This is a genomic window from Pseudomonas sp. S3_G06 (genome assembly GCF_054667565.1).
Window position 1 is genome coordinate 2210564 of record NZ_CP162738.1, and the last position, 19690, is coordinate 2230253.

At 59.7% G+C, this 19690-nt stretch carries 16 protein-coding genes; 9 read left to right on the forward strand and 7 right to left on the reverse strand.

Annotated elements, in window-relative coordinates; all coding sequences use genetic code 11:
* Positions 1-11: 11 nt before the first annotated feature.
* The 6 genes from AB4N47_RS09950 to AB4N47_RS09975 all read right to left on the reverse strand — a co-directional run bounded on the left by AB4N47_RS09950 (position 12) and on the right by AB4N47_RS09975 (position 7053).
* Positions 12-1265, reverse strand: a complete 1254-nt coding sequence (locus tag AB4N47_RS09950; RefSeq protein WP_460154494.1) for a tyrosine-type recombinase/integrase — start codon at positions 1263-1265, stop codon at positions 12-14.
* 262 nt (positions 1266-1527) lie between these two features.
* Positions 1528-2043, reverse strand: coding sequence for a cupin domain-containing protein (locus AB4N47_RS09955; protein ID WP_341637523.1), 516 nt, complete (start codon positions 2041-2043; stop codon positions 1528-1530).
* 102 nt (positions 2044-2145) lie between these two features.
* On the reverse strand, positions 2146-4548 hold the full coding sequence (locus tag AB4N47_RS09960; RefSeq protein WP_341637524.1) for a TonB-dependent receptor: 2403 nt from the start codon (positions 4546-4548) through the stop codon (positions 2146-2148).
* 67 nt (positions 4549-4615) lie between these two features.
* Positions 4616-5566, reverse strand: coding sequence for a FecR family protein (locus AB4N47_RS09965; protein ID WP_341637525.1), 951 nt, complete (start codon positions 5564-5566; stop codon positions 4616-4618).
* A complete protein-coding gene (locus AB4N47_RS09970) occupies positions 5566-6075 on the reverse strand; it encodes a sigma-70 family RNA polymerase sigma factor (protein ID WP_341637526.1) in 510 nt (169 codons plus the stop codon). Before AB4N47_RS09970 ends, AB4N47_RS09965 begins: the two co-directional genes overlap by 1 nt.
* 81 nt (positions 6076-6156) lie before the next feature.
* Positions 6157-7053, reverse strand: a complete 897-nt coding sequence (locus tag AB4N47_RS09975) for a helix-turn-helix domain-containing protein (protein ID WP_341637527.1) — start codon at positions 7051-7053, stop codon at positions 6157-6159.
* 162 nt (positions 7054-7215) lie between these two features.
* On the opposite strand from AB4N47_RS09975, the gene AB4N47_RS09980 reads away from it, so the two are divergent.
* From AB4N47_RS09980 to AB4N47_RS10000, 5 genes are all read left to right on the forward strand, one after another.
* Positions 7216-8574 (forward strand): glutamine synthetase family protein, encoded by a 1359-nt coding sequence (locus AB4N47_RS09980; protein WP_016774729.1) that lies wholly within the window; start codon positions 7216-7218, stop codon positions 8572-8574.
* A 187-nt stretch (positions 8575-8761) separates the two neighbouring features.
* The gene (locus tag AB4N47_RS09985; protein ID WP_460154495.1) at positions 8762-9850 is read left to right on the forward strand and encodes a polyamine ABC transporter substrate-binding protein; all 1089 of its coding nucleotides are present in this window, start codon (positions 8762-8764) and stop codon (positions 9848-9850) included.
* Positions 9847-11148: an NAD(P)/FAD-dependent oxidoreductase gene (locus AB4N47_RS09990; protein WP_460154496.1), complete on the forward strand. Its 1302-nt coding sequence runs from the start codon at positions 9847-9849 to the stop codon at positions 11146-11148. The genes AB4N47_RS09985 and AB4N47_RS09990 overlap by 4 nt, the downstream gene beginning before the upstream one ends.
* A gap of 245 nt (positions 11149-11393) precedes the next feature.
* The gene (locus AB4N47_RS09995) at positions 11394-13049 is read left to right on the forward strand and encodes a PqiB family protein (protein WP_123442487.1); all 1656 of its coding nucleotides are present in this window, start codon (positions 11394-11396) and stop codon (positions 13047-13049) included.
* A 17-nt stretch (positions 13050-13066) separates the two neighbouring features.
* Entirely contained in the window at positions 13067-13618 is a 552-nt protein-coding gene (locus tag AB4N47_RS10000) for a PqiC family protein (RefSeq protein ID WP_024012957.1), read from the forward strand.
* Between the two features lie 5 nt (positions 13619-13623).
* On the opposite strand, the gene AB4N47_RS10005 is transcribed toward AB4N47_RS10000, so the two are convergent.
* On the reverse strand, positions 13624-14562 hold the full coding sequence (locus AB4N47_RS10005; RefSeq protein WP_186569674.1) for a site-specific integrase: 939 nt from the start codon (positions 14560-14562) through the stop codon (positions 13624-13626).
* 243 nt (positions 14563-14805) lie between these two features.
* Between AB4N47_RS10005 and AB4N47_RS10010 the strand changes: the two genes are divergently transcribed.
* The 4 genes from AB4N47_RS10010 (at position 14806) to AB4N47_RS10025 (ending at position 19689) form a co-directional block, all read left to right on the forward strand.
* A complete protein-coding gene (locus AB4N47_RS10010) occupies positions 14806-16185 on the forward strand; it encodes a UDP-glucose dehydrogenase family protein (protein ID WP_341637551.1) in 1380 nt (459 codons plus the stop codon).
* A gap of 233 nt (positions 16186-16418) precedes the next feature.
* Complete coding sequence (locus AB4N47_RS10015; RefSeq protein WP_341637552.1) at positions 16419-17597, forward strand: MFS transporter; 1179 nt, start codon at positions 16419-16421, stop codon at positions 17595-17597.
* 156 nt (positions 17598-17753) lie between these two features.
* Entirely contained in the window at positions 17754-18440 is a 687-nt protein-coding gene (locus AB4N47_RS10020; RefSeq protein WP_341637553.1) for an HPP family protein, read from the forward strand.
* Between the two features lie 142 nt (positions 18441-18582).
* Positions 18583-19689 (forward strand): enoyl-CoA hydratase/isomerase family protein, encoded by a 1107-nt coding sequence (locus tag AB4N47_RS10025; RefSeq protein ID WP_341637554.1) that lies wholly within the window; start codon positions 18583-18585, stop codon positions 19687-19689.
* The last annotated feature ends 1 nt before the right edge of the window (position 19690 follow it).

Genomic DNA, 19690 nt, shown 5'->3' on the forward strand with positions numbered 1-19690 from the left:
AGCGAACTTCCTTAACTGTCGAGTCGGCTCCAGGCTGCCGAGGCACGCTGGGCGTTGTGGAGGTTGGCTGACTCGGATAGATAACGACTTGCATAACGGCGTGGCATCGTCGAAGTGTCAGACCAACCGCAGACTCGTCGGAGTTCGTCCGTGGCCCGCTCGAGGTCATACCCACGCTTCTCGACCAGGTAAGCCAAAAAACGGTCGGCAAAGGTGTGGCGAAAGTCATGCGCGGAAAGTGTAGACAACAACCCCGGATGAGCCAGTTCAATGGTCAGAAACAGCCGATCAAGGATGTTAGACATCGCGCGGATCGACAGCGGAAGGCCTCGGTCAGAAATGAACAAATAGCGGTACAGCAATTTCATCGGTTTTCCGTCACGCAGTGGGCGTCGCTCGCTCTGAATATAGCGCTCGTAGACCTCATACAACTGTGTCGAGATACCTACGGTCCGCCCGTGTGTTTTCAGCGCAGGTTCTTCCGCGCGCGGGTCGCCGGGATCATGTTCGCGGTCATTGACGCTGACATAGGCATGCTGAGAACCCTGATTGATATCCGTGGTGTAAAGCTTCAGAAGCTCTCCGCGACGGATACCGGTCTCCAGCAGCAACTCAATCATTAGCCAATTGCGCAACTGCAGTCGTTCCGGAAACGGATTCTCCGTGGCGCCCGGGCGAATTAGTGCGCGAATGATCCGGAGTTGAGTATCTGTCAGGCTGCGGTAACAAGTGCGGTTTGGCCGAGCATTGATGATATGGCTCTCAAAGCGCCGCTCAATGACGTCGGCGACATCTGCAAATACCACCTCGATGTTAGCCAAGGTGGTTGAGTTTTGACGGGCGCGCGGGATGTAACGGGTGACACACCAGGACAGGTATTGCTTCAGCAATCGCAGGTACTGGTCACGAGTACGCGGATCGATCTGCGGAAAAGGTGCCGTTGCAGCTGTGCCGATTCGGGCGACCAGATTATCGGCCTGACGGCCGCTTTGGAGCCAAATCGCGTAACCATCCAACAAGGCGAGAATCGCCTCAAAGTGACAGGCCAAGACGGCCTCATCGATATCCAGATCTCGGGTTTTGGCATAGGTGTAGAAAGCCTGGATCGCACGCAGGTGTGCTGCGGCGGTGTTGTATGCACGATGCCTGAGCTTGAGCTGGACGTAGATGAATGGGACTAGCTTGGGCAATGGCACCGCCTGACCATCCTGCACAAGCAGCGGTACACGCTGACCAGAAGCGTAACGGCACTGAATCAGCTTCATCGGCGGCCACCTCACTCAAGGACTCGCCATGAACACGAAGGACATGGCCCGTTGAGAGATTGGACGTCAGAAGCGGGTTTGTCGAATCAGTACCTTATGAACCTCATGAACATTTCTGACATAGCATCTGGTTTAACATAATATACATTACACGTAACAAAGTATTACAAGGTTAGCGTGGTCGCCCAGGAGATTTGAAACTGCGTTGGCCGCTTCAAGACCAGCTTTCCCTACAAACTGCATTCTTCCCAATCTACAGCCCTCATCCATCATCACGCGTCAGCTTTTCAATCAGCGCACCATGCTGCGGAAACTGTGCCATGAGTTTTGCGCGATTACCGATTTCCATGTCTGCGAAATCAAACCCAGGCGAAACCGCTTCGCTGATCAAGCCAAAGCCATTTGAGCCTTCCAGTAATCGAGAGGCTTTCCAAATTCCACCCGGTACGTGCAACTGCAGTTGCTGACCAGCCAAAACATCGCTGCCCATTACCAGCGTTTGCAATGAGCCGTCGGCGTGGATCAGGTTGTATTCGATGGCGTCGCCCAACTGGAAATAATGCAGGATGTCGGACTGGTTGAAATGAAACTGGCCCGCCGGCGATTGCTCAGTGAGCAGATAGTAGATCGAGGTCAGCAGATATCGCGGGCCTTGCTGCGTTTCGAGGCAGTCACGGTGATCGGCTTGATAGGTTCTGCGGTAATACCCGCCCTCGACATGAGGCTGTAGATTCAGCGCAGTAATCACGTCAGTTGCGTTCGGCTTGCGCTGAATCATGACCTTCTCCGTAACAGGTACTATTTTTGTTAGCTCAACTAAACGGTCATTTAGTGTAGTTAACGTATTTTCAAAGACGATCGACGCAGTTACCCTCCTCCATTAGAAGTCTACCGTCGCCGACAGCAGATACGTTCGCGGCGTCGAAAGCGTCAACCCCGGCTCACTATCATCCGATGCACCCGCCGAACTCCAATAGCGTTTATCCAACACGTTTTCGACATTGGCGCGCAAGGTGATCATCTTCTCGTCCAGCTTGAAAGCATAGCGTGTGCCGACGTCGAACCGTTCCCATGAGTCGATTTCCTTGTCGTTCGACTGGTCCAGATACTGCGAACTCGAGTAAATACCACGGCTGGTCAAAGTCAGCCCCGGCACGCTCGGCACGTCCCACTCCGCGCCGAGGTTGACGTTGTATTTCGGTGTCGCCGGTGCGCGGTTGCCGTCGAATGTGCCGTTGGTGGTGTGGGTCAGTTCGCTGTCGATGTACATCACACCGCCGAGCAATCGGAACCCCTTGAGCGGTTCGCCGAACACGCTCAGTTCTACGCCGTTGTTCTCACGCTTGCCGTTCGGGCCGAAGACTCGTGTGGTCGCATTGGTTTCGTAGGCAGGCTGTTTGATGCGGAACACCGCTGCCGTCAGCGCGTATGCACCCGCGTCGTACTTGGCGCCGACTTCGACCTGGCGGCTGATGAATGGCGGGAAGATTTCGTCTTCGTTGATAGATGTCGATGGCGCGATCTTGCCTTGGCTCAGACCTTCCATGTAGTTGGCATACAGCGAAAGTTTGTCCGTCGCCTTGAACAGAATCCCGCCCGATGGCGAGACTTTTTCCTCATCGTAAGCCGTGTCGCCCTTGATGCCGTCGCTCCAGTCATCGACTTTGACTCGCTGCCAGCGCGCCCCCAAAGTCAGCAACAGGCGATCGTCGAAGAAGCCGAGTGTGTCCGACAGCGCCACGCCGCTGAAGCGATTTTCGGTGTAGACCTTGGCGTCATTGCGATTCGGCGTGCCGGGTCTGGCGATTTCCACCGGGTCGTAGAGATTACTGCGCCCGGCCGCGTAACGGGCGCCGCCGTTTTCGAAGTCCATATAAAAGTAGTTGGCCGCCAGGTTCACTTCGTGGCTGACCGGCCCGGTCTGGAACCAGTTGCGCACCCCAGCGGTAGCGGTACGCACGTTTTCGTCGCGGGTGAAATCTCGTGGCTGGATGCTGAAATCACCGGCATCGTTAGTCACCGAAACCGCGTGGCGCAAGAAGTCGTGATTGCTTTTACGTGCGCCGACGCCGCCATACAGCATGACCGAGTCGCTGACATCGAACTCGCCGTTGAGCGTGCCGAAAGTGTCTTTGGTTCGCGCCCGGCTCCAGGGTTGCGCGTAGTTATCGCGCACATCATTGGCGTTCGGCACCTTGGCACCGGCCGCGACTTGCACGCGTTCCTGCGGTGCGTCGGTGTCGCGTTCGGTGTGGCCAATATCGGTGGAAAGTCGCAAGCGTTCACCACGGAAATCCAGACCAAGGACCGCCATGTCGCGATCGACGCTCTGATGATCCCATTCGGTATCTCCGGACTGTTTGACACCGTTGAAGCGCAGACCGAATTGGTTTTCGTCACCAAAACGCCGTCCGACATCCACCGCGCCGCCGACTTGGTTGTTCGAGGCGTAATTGGCCGTCAGCGAAGTAATCGGCTTGTCGGTCGCACGCTTCGGCACGACGTTGATCCCCCCTCCTACACTGCCCCGTGGCGAAATCCCGTTGATCAATTGGCTCGGGCCTTTGAGGATGTCGACGCGATCGGCCATCTCCATATCAATGGTGTACGTCGGCAAAATTCCGTAGAGGCCGTTGTAGGCAACGTCACTGTTGAACAGACTGAAACCACGGATGGTGAATTGCTCATAGCGGCCACCGGCCGGGTTGGTTGCGCGTACCGAAGGGTCGCTGCCGATCAAGTCGCCGAGGGTGCGCGCCTGTTGGTTTTTCACCGTTTCGCTGGTGTAGGTGGTCATGCTGAACGGGGTTTCCATGAAATCCCTGGAGCCCAACAGCCCTTGCGAACCACGACGGGCGACCTGACCTCCGGCGAATACATCGGCATCCGCTGAACCGCTCGCGCCGAGAATCGATGTCGGCTCAAGCTGCAAGGTGCTGCCTTGCGCTGCGGGCACCAGCGTATAAGCCTGATCGCCGACCGGTTGCAGCTGCAAACCGGAACCCAGCAACAACCGACTAAGCCCCTCCTCCACACCGAATTCGCCGGACAACCCACTGCTGTTACGGCCGCTGACCAGCGCCGGATCCACCGACAGATTGACTCCAGCGAGACCGGCAAACCGCGTCAGCGCCGCACTCAGACTACCGGCCGGGACCTGATAACTGCGGCGGCTGCCATCGTCGGCCCAGCTCGATTGGATCAACACGGGGCTGGCACTCAGGCTCAGCAAAAGGCTCAACTGCAACAACGGACGCAAACGACCTGGAAATACTGCGGGCATTGGAAGAAGCTCTCGATTTTGTTCACTTGCGTGGAATGACCAGCGAGGCGAAAAAAAGGGACAGGCTTCAGCCAGTTTTTTCTGCGCGCGGCACCAGTGACACCCAAAATCGCGTTCGCGTGTGCACATCGACGGGCAAACTGGCTGCCAGCAGTGCCAGCACTTGATCGGTATCGTCGAGGCGGAAACTGCCGGTGATGCGCAGCGATTCCAGCGCCGGATCCCAGCGCAGCACGCCCGAGCGGTAGCGACTCAGCTCGCGAAGGAAATCACCCAGCGGCTGGTTTTGCGCCATCAGCACACCGTCGCGCCAACCGGGCATCAACGCATCGAATGCCGTCACCGCCCCCGCGCCCGAAGCTTGCAGGCTGACTTGCTGACCCTGCTGCAATACCAGCGCCGGGCCGTGCAGCGGCCGCAATTGCACCGAACCGCGCAACACGCAGACCTGGCAATCGCGCGCATTGAGGCGCACCGAGATGTCGCTGTGATTGACGATCATCCGCCCATAAGGCGCGTTGACGATAAAGGCTGAATCGCCCGCCACGTTGAGCGCCATCTCGCCACGAATCAGCGTCAGCTGACGTGCAGGCAGATCGACATTCACCGCGCTGTCGATGTTGAGTTGCAATGAAGAATCCTGGGCCAACTGCACTTTGCGCCGCTCGCCGGTGCTGGTGTGCAAATCGGCGCGCCAGACCTCCAGCGGCAGCTCCCGACTGATCAACCAAACCGCCGGCACTAGCGCCGCTACGCCCAGTGCACGCTTGAGTGCCGCGCGCCGCGCCGGATCAGGCCGATCCAGCGTGGCCATGGCCAGTGTCGGCGGCAAACCTGCGAAACGCTGGCGAAGCTGCTGGATTTTCTGCCAAGCGTTCTCGTGGCGACTGTCACTGGTGCGCCAATGCTGCAATCGGGCGTGATCTTCATCACTGGCGCCGCCGGACTCGAGCAGTGCCAGCCATTGCGCTGCGGCCCGTGCCACTTCGCGCGTTTCATCGCTGGGGGCAACGCGCATCACAGCTCCACCAGCAAGCAATGCTCGTACGCCTGGGCCATGTAGCGTTTCACCGTGCGTTCGGAAACCTGCAAGCGCTCGGCAATCTCGCGGTAGCCGATGCCTTCGAGCTGGCTCCAAAGAAATGCCCGCCGCACCGCACGCTGCAAGCCATCGAGCAACTCATCCAGCGCCTGCAAGGTTTCCAGCAGCAACCAGCGCTGTTCCGGCGACGGCGCGCACGCTTCCGGCAATTGCGCCAAGGCATCGAGGTAGGCTTTTTCCAGATGGCGCCGCGTGTAGAAATTGCTCAGCAGTCGTTTGCCGACGGTGAGCAAATACGCGCGCGGCTCGCGCAACTCGGCCAGTGGCGGCGCGTTGCACAGGACGCGTAGAAAGGTGTCCTGACTGAGGTCCGCCGCATCCCACGCATTGCCCATGCGTCGGCGCAGCCAGGTTTCCAGCCAGCCGCGGTGCTCGCGGTACAACTGCTGCAGGCTCTGCTCCGACGGTGACGTAGCTTCAATCATCTCAAGAGACCCTGCGCGAAGGTAGATTCAAATGAGACTGATTCTATTTAACTTCTCGAAGGACACAAAGCCTTTTTCTGCTCAGCGCTTGAGCGTTTCGCTCGGCAGCTCCTTGAACAGCGCGCGGTAACTGCTGGAAAACCGCCCCAGATGCCAGAACGACCAGCGCATCGCCACTTCGGCAACGGTGGTTTCCGTGGGCCTGCGCTTGAGCAATTCACGGTGCGCACTGTTCAGCCGCCGCAGGCGTAACCAGTGACTCGGGGTCATTCCGGTGTAGGCCTTGAACGCTTGTTGCAACTGGCGCAGCGGTACGCCGGCGACGTGGGATAGTTCGAGCAGATTGACCGTGTCTTCCGGCGAATCAGCCGCCCACTCCCCTACTCTTTTGATGATTTGGCGTTCGTTGTTGCGCCGCTGCAATCCGCTGCGATCAAGGCTGGTGTGAGCGTTATCAAGGATGAACAGGCAGTCCTCAAGCAACTGTTGAGTCAGGCGATCTTTATCAAGTAGATCAGTAGCTTGCGACAACTTCGTGAGAATCGAGCTTAACCAGCCGCTGAACAAAGCGTTCTGTCCGCAGTTCAGCGGCGCCATGAACAACCCTTCGAGCTTGGCCACTTGCAGGCCGTGCTCGCGGACGAAATCCGCCCCGAACACCACGGCGATTTCCCGATAGTTTTCCGGGGTGATCCAGATGTTGCGGCTCTCTTCGTTGAGCAGGTACAGCGCGTTGTCACTGCGATCGAAACAGAACGCCAGAGCACCGGATGGCGCACTGAAATTCTGCTCGACCCGGGTGTTCATCTGTTCTTCGTAAACCTCGACGCCCTGCAAGTCGAGATAGCGAATCTGCCCGGCGAAATGTCCCGGCGACATCTGTTGGTAGTGCTGGACCCAGCCCGGTGTGGCGCGGATTTGCTCAGCCACGTCGGCGGTGTTGAACGCTTGAACCTGAAGCGGATTGCACGTTGTCATGGGGTGACCTTGCGCACTCTTTTGGTGCGCTTTGGTGCTGCTGAAAGTGGATAGATGGAATCGCAAGCCGCGCCCAAGATAGTCGCCAACGCGCCACAGGGGAAGGGGCGGAAGATGAAACCCGCCCTCCCCGGCGTCTACAAAACCAATAACGAGGTCTTTATGAACGCCCCTTTCGATCAGCTGTTCACCTGGCTGAAAGATCACAAGATTACCGAAGTCGAATGCGTGGTCAGCGACCTGACCGGCATCGCCCGCGGCAAGATTGCACCGACCAACAAGTTTCTGCATGAGCGCGGCATGCGCCTGCCGGAAAGCGTGCTGCTGCAAACGGTAACCGGGGATTTTGTCGACGACGACATCTACTACGACCTGCTTGATCCGGCCGACATCGACATGGTCTGCAAACCGGTTTCCGATGCCGTGTATGTCATCCCGTGGGCGATCGAGCCGACCGCCATCGTCATCCACGACACCTTCGACAAGTTTGGCAACCCGATCGAACTGTCGCCGCGCAACGTGCTGAAGAAAGTTCTGCAGCTCTACACCGACAAGGGCTGGAAGCCGATTGTCGCGCCGGAAATGGAGTTCTACCTGACCCAGCGCTGTGAAGATCCGGACCTGCCGCTCAAGGCACCGCTGGGTCGTTCGGGCCGTGCGGAAAGCGGGCGCCAGTCATTCTCGATCGATGCCGCCAACGAATTCGATCCGCTGTTCGAAGACGTCTACGACTGGTGCGAACTGCAAGGCCTGGATCTCGACACGCTGATCCACGAAGACGGCCCGGCGCAGATGGAAATCAACTTCCGCCATGGCGATGCGCTGGATCTGGCCGACCAGATCACCGTGTTCAAGCGCACCCTGCGCGAGGCGGCGCTCAAGCACAACGTCACCGCGACGTTCATGGCCAAGCCGATCGGCGACGAGCCTGGCAGCGCCATGCACCTGCACCAGAGCGTGGTCGAGATCGCGACGGGCCAGCCGATATTCGCCGATGCCGAGGGCAACATGAGCGAACTGTTCCGTCATCACATCGGTGGCTTGCAGAAATACATCCCGAAAGTCCTGCCGATGTTCGCGCCGAACGTCAATTCGTTCCGCCGCTTCCTGCCGGACACCTCGGCACCGGTCAACGTCGAATGGGGCGAAGAGAACCGCACGGTCGGCCTGCGAGTGCCGACATCGGGGCCTGAATCGATGCGCGTGGAAAACCGCTTGCCCGGCGCCGACGCCAACCCGTATCTGGCGATTGCCGCGAGTCTGCTGTGCGGCTACATCGGCATGGTCGAGAAGATCGAGCCTAGCGCGGCGGTCGAAGGCCGGGCCTATGAACGCCGCAACCTGCGCCTGCCCATCACCATCGAAGAAGCCCTGACGCAGATGGAAGAGTGCCCGAAAGTCGCCGAATACCTGGGCAGCAAATTCGTCCGCGGTTACGTCGCGGTCAAACGCGCCGAGCACGAAAACTTCAAGCGCGTGATCAGCTCGTGGGAGCGGGAGTTTCTGCTGCTGAGCGTCTGACGGCGAGCCCGTCCCTGTGGGAGCGAGCCTGCTCGCGAAGACGGCCGCACAGTTGATCGTTCCCATGCTCCCGCGTGGGAACGCATCCCGGGACGCTCTGCGTCCCATCCAAAGCCGAACGCGGAGCGTCCGTTGCGGCATTCCCACGCAGAGCGTGGGAACGATCATTACAAGAAGAGGTGTCGATATGCGTCTATTGAAATCCGTACTCCCGGTCGCAATGAGCGTGCTGTTCAGTGCCCTAGCCCACGCCGAGCCCCAAGTGAGCGTTTACAACTGGACCGACTACATCGGCGAAACCACCCTCGCCGACTTCCAGAGCAAGACCGGGATCAAGGTGATCTACGACGTCTTCGACTCCAACGAAACCCTTGAAGGCAAACTCCTCGCCGGTCGCACCGGATACGACGTGGTAGTCCCGTCCAACCATTTCCTCGCCCGCCAGGTAAAGGCCGGCGCGTTCATGAAGCTCGATCGTTCACAGTTACCAAACTGGAGGAACTTGGACCCGAAACTGCTTGAATTACTTGAGAAAAATGATCCCGGCAATGCGCACTCGGTGCCTTACCTGTGGGGCACCAACGGCATCGGTTATAACGTCGACAAGGTCAAGCAAGTGCTCGGCATCGACCACATCGATTCCTGGGCCGTGCTGTTCGAACCCGAAAATCTGAAGAAGCTCAGCCAGTGCGGCGTGTCGATGATGGACTCCGCTGACGAAGTCTTCCCGGCCATCCTCAACTACATGGGCATGGACCAGCGCAGTGAAAACCCTGAAGACTACAAAAAGGCCGAAGCCAAGCTGCTGAGCATCCGCCCGTACATCACCTATTTCCATTCTTCCAAGTATGTTTCCGACCTGGCCAATGGTGACATCTGCGTTGCGTTCGGTTACTCCGGCGATGTGTTCCAGGCGGCCAACCGCGCCAAGGAAGCCAAGAACGGTGTGAATATCGCTTACGCCATCCCCAAGGAAGGCGCCAACCTGTGGTTCGATCTGCTGGCGATCCCAGCCGACGCGAGCAACGCCAAAGAGGCGCACGCCTTCATCAATTACCTGCTCGATCCGCAGGTGATCGCCAAGGTCAGCGCCACCGTCGGCTACGCCAACCCGAATCCGGCGGCCAAGCCGTTCATGGATCAGGAACTGGTCAACAATCCTGAGGTTTACCCGCCGCAGTCGGTGCTCGACAAACTCTACATTTCCTCGACCCCGCCCCAGGCGATCATGCGCCTGATGACCCGGTCGTGGAGCAAAGTGAAGTCGAACAAATGAATCAGCACAGCGCACAACACACCGGCTCTTATTACGCCGCTTCTGCGCGGGCGAGCACGCCCTACCCTGCGCTGGATGGTGATTTGCTTGCCGACGTTTGCGTAATCGGTGGCGGCTTCACTGGCGTCAATACCGCGATTGAGCTGGCGCAGCGCGGTTTGTCGGTGGTGTTGCTCGAGGCGCGACGTATCGGCTGGGGCGCCAGCGGGCGCAATGGCGGTCAGCTGATTCGCGGTATCGGCCATGAAGTCGAGGGTTTCGCCCGCTACGTTGGCCAGGACGGCGTGCGCTATCTGCAGCGCGCCGGCATCGATTCGGTGGAGCTGGTGCGCCAGCGCATCATTGAAAACGCCATCGCCTGTGATCTGCGCTGGGGCTTTTGCGAACTGGCCAACACCGCCGCGCAATTCGCCGCGTTCAAGCAGGAACAGGACAGTCTCGCCGAACTCGACTATGCCCACGCAACGAGGCTGGTCGGGCCGGAACAGATCCGGCAGCAAGTGGTCGACGCTGGTGTGTACGCCGGCGGATTGATCGACATGGGTTCGGGGCACTTGCATCCGCTTGATCTGGTGCAAGGTGAGGCGCGTCTCGCGGCATCGCTGGGCGTGCGTATCTTTGAGCAGAGTCCGGTGCTGGAAATCCTCCATGGCCCGACCGTCGAGGTGCGCTGCGCCACGGGTTCAGTGCGCGCCGGCAGCCTGGTGCTTGGTTGCAACGCGCATCTGGATGACCTCGAGCCGAAACTCAGCGGCAAAGTTCTGCCCGCTGGCAGTTACATCATTGCCACCGAGCCGCTGGACGAAACTCGCGCCGCGCAGTTGATTCCACAGAACCTGGCGCTGTGCGATCAAAAAGTCGGGCTGGACTATTACCGACTCTCGTCTGATCGACGGTTGCTGTTTGGCGGCGCTTGTCATTATTCCGGGCGCGATCCGGCGGACATCGCCGCCTATATGCGCCCGAAAATGCTCAAGGTGTTCCCGCAACTGGCCGATGTGCACATCGACTACCAATGGGGCGGCAAGATCGGCATTACCGCCAATCGCTTCCCCCAGGTTGGCCGACTCAAACAGCACCCGAACGTGTTTTACGCGCAGGGTTATTCCGGCCATGGCCTCAACGTCACCCATTGGTGCGCGAAACTGTTGGGCGAAGCCATTCATGCCGGGCACAGCCAGGGCATGGACGTGTTCAGCGGCGTGCCGCACATGACCTTCCCCGGTGGCCCGGCCTTGCGTTCACCGCTGCTGGCGCTGGGCATGTTCTGGTATCGCTTGCGCGAAATGCTCGGCTGAGCCCGCCACGACTCTGGCCCCTGTAGGAGCTGCCGAAGGCTGCGATCTTGGGACGCAGAGCGTCCCGGGCTGCATTCCCACGCAGAGCATGGGAACGATCAGGTCGCAGTGTTCGGCAACTCCTTGCACCGCAATCGCGTCCTAGGCCAGCTATACACATTTGCTCTATCGCCAAGCACTTCTATATTGATGAAGTGCTTTTGCGTTCCTGACGCTCAGTGCCCGATTAAATGAGGAGGACATGGATGAAGTCGTCAGCCAGCGATGAGCCGCGAGCACCCGGTCAAGCGCCGATCAAAACCCGCCGTTTCGCTATTTCACTGGTATGGATCGTGCCGATTGTGGCGGTGCTGGTCGGGATTTCGCTGGTGATTCACAACATCCTTCAGGAAGGCCCGGTCATCACCGTTACCTTCAAGACCGGCGATGGCCTGACCGCGAACAAGACCGAAGTCCGGTACCGCAACGTGGTCATCGGCCATGTCTCCGACGTCGAACTGGCCAACGACCATAGACACGTCAACGCCACGATCAAATTGGCCAAGCAGGCCGAAGCCTTCACCCGCGAGGATTCGCAATTCTGGGTGGTGCGTCCACGTATCGGCGCCGGCGGGGTCTCGGGCATCGATACGCTGCTGTCGGGCGATTACATCGGCGCCGACATAGGCCAGGCCAATACCCGCTCAAAAAACTTCAAAGGTCTGGAGAACCCGCCGCCGATCACCTACGGCGAACCGGGCAAACGCTTTACGCTGCACACCGCAGACCTTGGCTCGCTGGACATCGGCTCCCCCGTTTATTACCGCAAGATTCCGGTTGGCCAGGTTGTGTCCTACGCGCTGGACCCGGACGGCAAAGGCGTCAACATCGAAGTCTTCGTGCATTCGCCGAACGACGCCTACGTCACCGAAAACACCCGCTTCTGGAACGCCAGTGGCATCGACATCAATGTCGGCGCCAACGGTTTCGCGGTGAAAACCGAGTCGCTGTCGACCCTGCTGGTCGGCGGCATCGCTTTCCGCGCCCCGGACTACAGCCCCGACGATAAGCCGGCCAGCGACGACAAGAGTTTCGAGCTGTTTGCCAACCAGACCGCCGCCCTCGCCCCGCCCGACGGCAAGGCGCAATACCTGGCGCTGCGGTTTGATCAGGCGTTGCGCGGCCTCAAGGTGGATGCGCCCGTAGAGTTTCTCGGTATCGAAATCGGCCGGGTGGTGGCGGTCAATCTCGACTTCGACGAGGTCAAGCGCACCTTTCCGGTGAATGTCGGCATTGTCATTTATCCGCAGCGACTCGGCCGTGCCCACGCGAAGATTCTCAAGACCTACCATGGCGACGAAAACGACGAGGCCACCGGCGCGCGCCTGATCGGCACGTTCATTGAAAATGGCCTGCGCGCCCAGGCCCGCAATGGCAACCTGCTCACCGGTCAGTTGTATATTTCGCTGGATTTCTACCCCAAAGCGCCGAAAGTCGCGTTCGACCCCAAGGCACGGCCGGTCACCATTCCGACCGTTCCCGGCAGCCTCGAACAATTGCAGGAAAAACTCGAGGCGATGGTGAACAAGATCAACGCGCTGCCGGTTGAACGCATCGCCAGCAACCTCGACGGCAATCTGGTCGAGCTGCGCAAGGGCCTTAAGCAGTTCAACGCCAGGACTCTGCCGGGTGTACAGAGCACCCTCGCCGACGTCAGCAAGACCTTGCAGTCGGCCAATTCGACTCTCGCCGAGGACTCACCGCAACGCGAGCAACTGACCGAGACCCTCGACGAGCTCGGGCGCATGTCGCGCTCGTTGCGAGAGCTGTCGGATTACCTCGGTCGCCACCCTGAGTCGCTGATTCGCGGGCGTCCCGACAACGCCGCGCCGCTGGACCTCAAAGGACCGCCACGCAATTGAGCACAGGAGCTGAATCCATGGCTTTACCGTTGAAGATCACCGTGCTCGCTGCCTTCGTGCTGCTGACTGCGTGCCGTAGCGACCCGATCAGCTTTCATACGCTGACCCCGGCACAACCGGGTGCCAGCCGCAACGGCGCCGACATCGCCATAGAAAGCATCAGCGTGCCGCCACAGGTCGATCGCGCGCAGATAGTGATTCGCCAGGGCAACAGCGGCGTGGCGATTCTGGAAACCGATTGGTGGAGCGCCACCCTTGCCGATGAGTTGCGCGGCGCGCTGATCGATCAATTGAGCAGCGGTGTCGGCCAGCAGCGCGCCTCCGTGCGTATCGACGTGCAGCGCTTCGATTCGATTCCCGGCCAGTACGCCTTGATCGACGTGAAATGGCGAGTGCGCCCGCTAGGTGCTGAAGACGCGGCGCTACTGACCTGCCGCTCGGTGTTGCAGACGCCTTCAGGGCCAAGCATCGAAGAGCTGGTGACTGCGCAACAGAACAACGTCAAACGGCTTGCTGCACAAATCACTCAGGCTGCGACGGCCGCGCGCAATTGCCCTTCATCGGGCTAATCGCGTCACAAATCGAAGCGATCCACCGCCCGCCGCCGCTCGTTGTCATCGCGCACATCGTAGTTGGCGGTCGTCTGGATATTGCTGTGATGCGCCAGTTTCTGCGCGATCGACAGGTCGTGCTCTTCGATCACCCGGGTGATGAATGAACGCCGAAAATCGTGGGGCATGATTTTTACCCCGACCTGCGTACCGCGCTGGCGGGCGATGTAGTAAATCGCGTGTTTGGTGATGCGCTCGCGGGTGATGTGGCTGCCCCGGCGAATGCGATTGAACAGGAATGCATCGTCGCTCTCGCCTTCCTTGAGCTGTGAACGACGCAGTTCCAGCCAGGCGTCGAGCTTGGCAAAGGCCCAGGCCGGCGCGTACTTGATCAGCTGTTTGTTGCCCTTGCCGGTGACGGTCAGGCTGCGTTCGTTGAAGTCGACCTGACTCAGATCCAAATCCACTGATTCCGACTTGCGCATGCCGGTGCCGTACAGCAGCGCTATCACCGCCGCATCACGCAAGCCCTGCGGGCGCGGGTCGGCAGCGCAGACTTCCATCAGTTCGTGAATCAGCGTGCGCTTGAGGTTGCGCCCCTGGGACAGCCGTGTGCCGGCTATGCCCTTGACCGAACGCATCTTCAACAGGTGATCCTGGCTGATCAGGCTCATGCGCCACGCCTCGTTCATCACCCCGCGCACGGCGTTGACGTACAGCGAAGAGGTGTTCGGTGCATAACCGTCGGCACGCAAAGCGGCGACCAGCGCCACCACGTCTTCCGGTTGCAGGCCGTGCCAAGGGATTTCTTCGATATCGACGTCCTCGAAACCGAGGCGGTCAGCGGCATCTTGCAGCACATAGCGCATGGTCAACTGGCTGGAAGGTGCCAGTCGTGCCAGGTAAACGGTCAGCGGATTGCTGGTGGACGGTGCAGGTTGGGTACTCGACAAATCACTCAAACGAAACGGCCTTGAAATAAAAAACGATTCAACAAAAACAATAAATGCATGAAATGAAACGCAAAAAAACGGCGTGACTCAATGACAGGGGTTGCCGCGAAAGGCCGACAACCTGCCGTTCGAGGCCGTAAAAGTCAATCGGGCATTCCCCGAACGGTCTGTTTGCTGCTTTATCAGCACGGTAGGCGAACTGAAACATCGCGCTCTTATGTTCAATGCAGGGACTGCGAACAGGAGTGCGGCATGAAGATCACGGTATTTGGCAGTGGTTATGTCGGTCTGGTGCAAGCGGCGGTGCTGGCCGAGGTCGGTCACGACGTGGTGTGCATGGATGTCGACGCGCAGAAGATCGAGCGGTTACGCCAGGGTCACGTCAGTATTTTCGAGCCGGGGCTGGCCAGCCTGGTGCGCGAGGGCCTGGACTCGCAGCGCCTGCAATTCACTACTGATGAGCGGTTTGCGGTGTTGCATGGGCGGGTTGCGTTCATCGCGGTGGGCACGCCGTCACGCGAGGACGGCTCGGCGGACCTGCGCTACGTGTTGTCGGTCGGCGACGCGATTGCCCGGCATCGCCAACAGCCGTTGATCGTGGTGGAAAAATCCACGGTGCCGGTGGGCACGGGCGACGCTTTGCGCAGCCACATCGAAAAAGCCCTGATCAAGATTGGCCGCCTGCTGCAGTTCGATATTGTCTCCAACCCGGAATTTCTCAAGGAAGGTTCAGCGGTTGCTGATTGCCGGCGGCCGGATCGTATCGTCATCGGTTGCGAAGGCGCTGAAGTGCGCGATGTGATGCGCGATCTGTACGCGCCGTTCAACCGCAACCATGACCGCATCCTGTTCATGGACCTGCGCAGTGCCGAGCTGACCAAATACGCCGCCAACTGCATGCTCGCGACCAAGATCAGCTTCATCAACCAGATCGCCGAACTCGCCGAGCACCTCGGCGCAGATATCGAATCAGTGCGCCAGGGCATCGGTGCCGATACGCGGATTGGCTATCACTTCATCTATCCGGGTTGCGGCTACGGCGGTTCGTGTTTTCCCAAAGACATGCGCGCGTTGATTCACAGTGCCGAGCAGGCGCATTGCTCCAGTGATCTGCTGCAAGCGGTAGAAGCGATCAACCAGCGCCAGAAACACAAACTGTTTGAACGCATCAACGCCTTCTACCGGGGAGATTTGCGCGGCAGGACCTTTGCCTTGTGGGGCCTGGCGTTCAAGCCCAACACCGACGACATGCGCGACGCGCCGAGCCGGGTTCTGCTCGAAGATTTATGGGCTGCCGGGGCCAGCGTGCGCGCGTTTGATCCGGAGGCCATGGTGGAAACCCAGAATCTCTATCCAAACGAATCAAAACTGATGCTGATGGGCACGCCGGAATCGGTACTGGGCGGCGCCGATGCGCTGATCATCTGCACCGAATGGCAACAGTTCAAGGCCCCGGATTTCGAGCTGATCAAACAGCGCCTCAACAGCCCGGTCATCTTCGACGGCCGTAACCTGTACGACGCCGGACGCCTGGCGCGCAATGGTTTCCAGTATTTCCCGATGGGGCGCGGTGAATCGTGCAAGTTGCCGATCACCTTGCGGCAGAGGCCGGCGGCTTCGGATGTGGCTTGAACTGGCCCGCCGGTGGCCAGTGATGGCAGTGGACTGCACACAGACCGTGTGGGAGCTGGCTTGCCAGCGATGACGGAATACCAGCCGATTCAAATGTTGCCTGACACACCGCAATCGCTGGCAAGCCAGCTCCCACAGGGACAATGTGCATGAGGCGATGGAGGTTGACCGGTGGCAGCTGCCCAGAGAGGATGGCGTTCGCCAGCCATTCCGAATAAGGACATTCCCCTTCCGTGGCCATGTATTCGCCGTTCATTCGCCGGTTGATGATCAGCTCGCTGACCGTGGTCATCAGCCGCGCCCTGGTCAGCCCGTTGCTGACACTGTTCCTGAGCAACAAGCTTGGCCTCAATCCGCAGGATGTCGGCTTGCTGCTCGGCATCGCCGTGTTCAGCGCCACGCTGCTGTCGCTGTACGGCGGCTACATCATCGACAAGCTGGACAAGCGCCAGTTGCTGATTGTGGCCATGCTCTCCAGCGGTATCGGCCTGATCCTGCTGACCTTCGCGCAGAACCTGTATCTGGTCACCCTGGTGCTGATCATCAGCGAAACCGCGTCGGCGCTGTTCCTCATCGGCTCCAAGGCGATCCTCAGTAAAAACCTGCCGGTGGGCCAGCGGGTCAAGGCGTTTTCCCTCAATTACACGCTGACCAATATCGGCTACGCCGTCGGACCGATGATTGGCGTGGTGATTGCCGGGGTGCAGCCGTCCGCGCCGTTCATCGTTGCCGGTGCGATCGCCATTGGCAGTATTTTTCTGCTGCTCGGCGCGACCAGGGATGCCAGTCCGACAACTTCCGGCAGTGCGCCGCAAAGTTTCCTCAACACGCTGATGATCCTGAAAAACGACCGCACCATGGTTCTGTTCACCCTCGGTTGCCTGCTCAGCACATTGGTGCACGGGCGCTTTACGCTGTACCTGTCGCAATACCTGCTGGTCACCCACACCCAGCAACAGACCCTGGACACCATGGCCGCCCTGCTCGCCTGCAACGCAATCACAGTGATCCTGCTGCAATACCAGGTCGGTCGCTGGCTCAGCCGCGAACACCTGCGTCACTGGATTGCTGGCGGCACTGCGCTGTTCATCGTCGGGTTGATTGGCTTCAGTTTGGCGGACAGCCTGCTCGGCTGGTGCGTGGCGATGTTCATCTTCACCTTGGGCGAAATGATCATTTACCCGGCAGACTTCCTCTTCGTCGACACCCTCGCCCCGGAAACACTGCGCGGCAGCTACTACGGCGCGCAGAACCTGGCGGCACTCGGCGGCGGGGCGAGCCCGGTGCTGTGCGGGTTTCTGCTGATGCATACGCCGGCGCCGAGCATGTTCTACGCCCTAAGCGGCTTGGCGGCGCTGGGCGGTTATCTATGCTTCGTCAGCGCGCGGCGCACCCGTTCAATGCAAAAATAGTGCACTAAAACTGCATTTATATGAATTTGTCAGCATCGATTTTGATCGGCAAACTACGCGCGTTCCTCCCCCAATGTTGGAACGCTTCGAGGGCTTTCCGGATATGCCGGACAAGTCCTTTTTTTGCCCCGGATTTTTGTAAAGGATCAGTTCTACATGCTTGCTCGCTGGTTGCCCGCTGCCATCAACACCCGCCCCACTGAATGGAGCCGTGCCGCGATCGGCATGGCCTTGGGCACGCTGTTCAGTGTGTGGATGTGCGCGCAGGTGTTCGGCCATGACGTTGCCTTTCACCTGATCGGCCCGCTCGGCGCTTCGGCGGTGCTGCTGTTCGCCGTGTCCTCGGGCGCCCTCGCCCAGCCATGGTCGATTCTTGGCGGCTACCTGTGTGCTGGCGTGGTCGCCTTGCTGGTCGCCCATGTGCTCGGCCGTACGCTGGGCAGCGCCTGCCTTGCTGCCGGCATGGCGGTGATTCTCATGTGCTGGCTGCGTTGCCTGCACCCACCGGCCGGTGCCTTGGCGTTGACACTGGTGCTGGCCGACCCTGCGACCATCGCCATGGACTGGAAAGCCATGGAGCCGGTGATGCTCGGCGCCATCTGCATGCTCATCAGCGCGCTGGCCTATAACAACCTGACCCGCATCCGTTATCCGAAACGCGCTGCCGACCCGGCACCGCCAGTGGTCCCGGTCGACCGCCAGGCGATCACCGCCGAAGACTTGAAACTGGCGCTGGTCGACATGGAAGCCTTCATCGACGTCACCCCCGAAGACCTCGAACGCCTGATCCACGCCAGCGAACTGCACGCCAAGCGCCGCAGCATCAGCGAAACCTTCCGATAATCACGCAATTTCGAGGCATGTAAAAACGCAGATTCCCCCTGCACATATCCCCGTTGTACACGACAAATTTGCACTGTTACGATCCGCTAACGCCCGCGCGCGGGCTTTTCGAATAAAGACAATAAAAAGCAGGGAGTTACAGATGACAGCTCAGGCTTCATCCCGGCGGACCCCGTCCATGGATGCCATACCAAACGACGTGCTGGCCGAGGTGCGCAATCATATCGGCCACCTGACCCTCAACCGCCCTGCGGGCCTCAATGCAATCACCCTGGACATGGTGCGTCTGCTGCAACAGCAGCTCGATGCCTGGGCGTCTGACGCCGATGTGCACGCCGTGGTATTGCGCGGTGCCGGCGAAAAGGCTTTCTGCGCCGGCGGTGATATTCGTTCGCTGTACGACAGCTACAAGAGCGGCGACACGCTGCACGAAGATTTCTTTGTCGAGGAATACGCCCTCGACCTGACGATTCATCACTACCGCAAACCGGTGCTGGCCCTGATGGACGGTTTCGTCCTCGGCGGTGGCATGGGCCTGGTACAAGGCGCCGATCTGCGCGTGGTCACCGATAAGAGCCGACTGGCGATGCCGGAAGTGGCCATCGGTTATTTCCCCGACGTCGGCGGCAGTTATTTCCTGCCACGCATTCCCGGTGAACTGGGGATTTATCTGGGCGTCAGCGGCGTGCAGATTCGCGCTGCCGATGCGCTGTACTGCGGCCTCGCCGACTGGTATCTGGAGAGCAGCAAACTGGGCCTGCTCGACGAGAAACTCGATCAGATGGAGTGGCAGGACACGCCGCTCAAGTCGCTGCAGAACCTGCTGGCCAAGCACGCCGTGCAAACCCTGCCCGATGCGCCCCTCCAAGCATTGCGCCCGGCCATTGACCACTTCTTTGCCTTGCCCGACGTGCCGAGCATGATCGAGCAATTGCGCGCCGTCACCGTCGCCGACAGCCACGAATGGGCGGTCACCACGGCGGATCTGCTGGAAACCCGCTCGCCGCTGGCCATGGCCGTGACCCTGGAAATGCTCCGTCGCGGCAGGCACCTGAGTCTGGAGAATTGCTTTGCGCTGGAGCTGCATCTGGACCGCCAGTGGTTTGCCCGTGGCGACCTGATCGAAGGTGTGCGCGCCCTGCTGATCGACAAGGACAAGTCACCGCGCTGGAACCCGCCAACCGTCGCTGAGCTTGACGCTGCGCAGGTTGCGAGCTTCTTCCATGGTTTTGATGAAAGCGGGAGCTGAG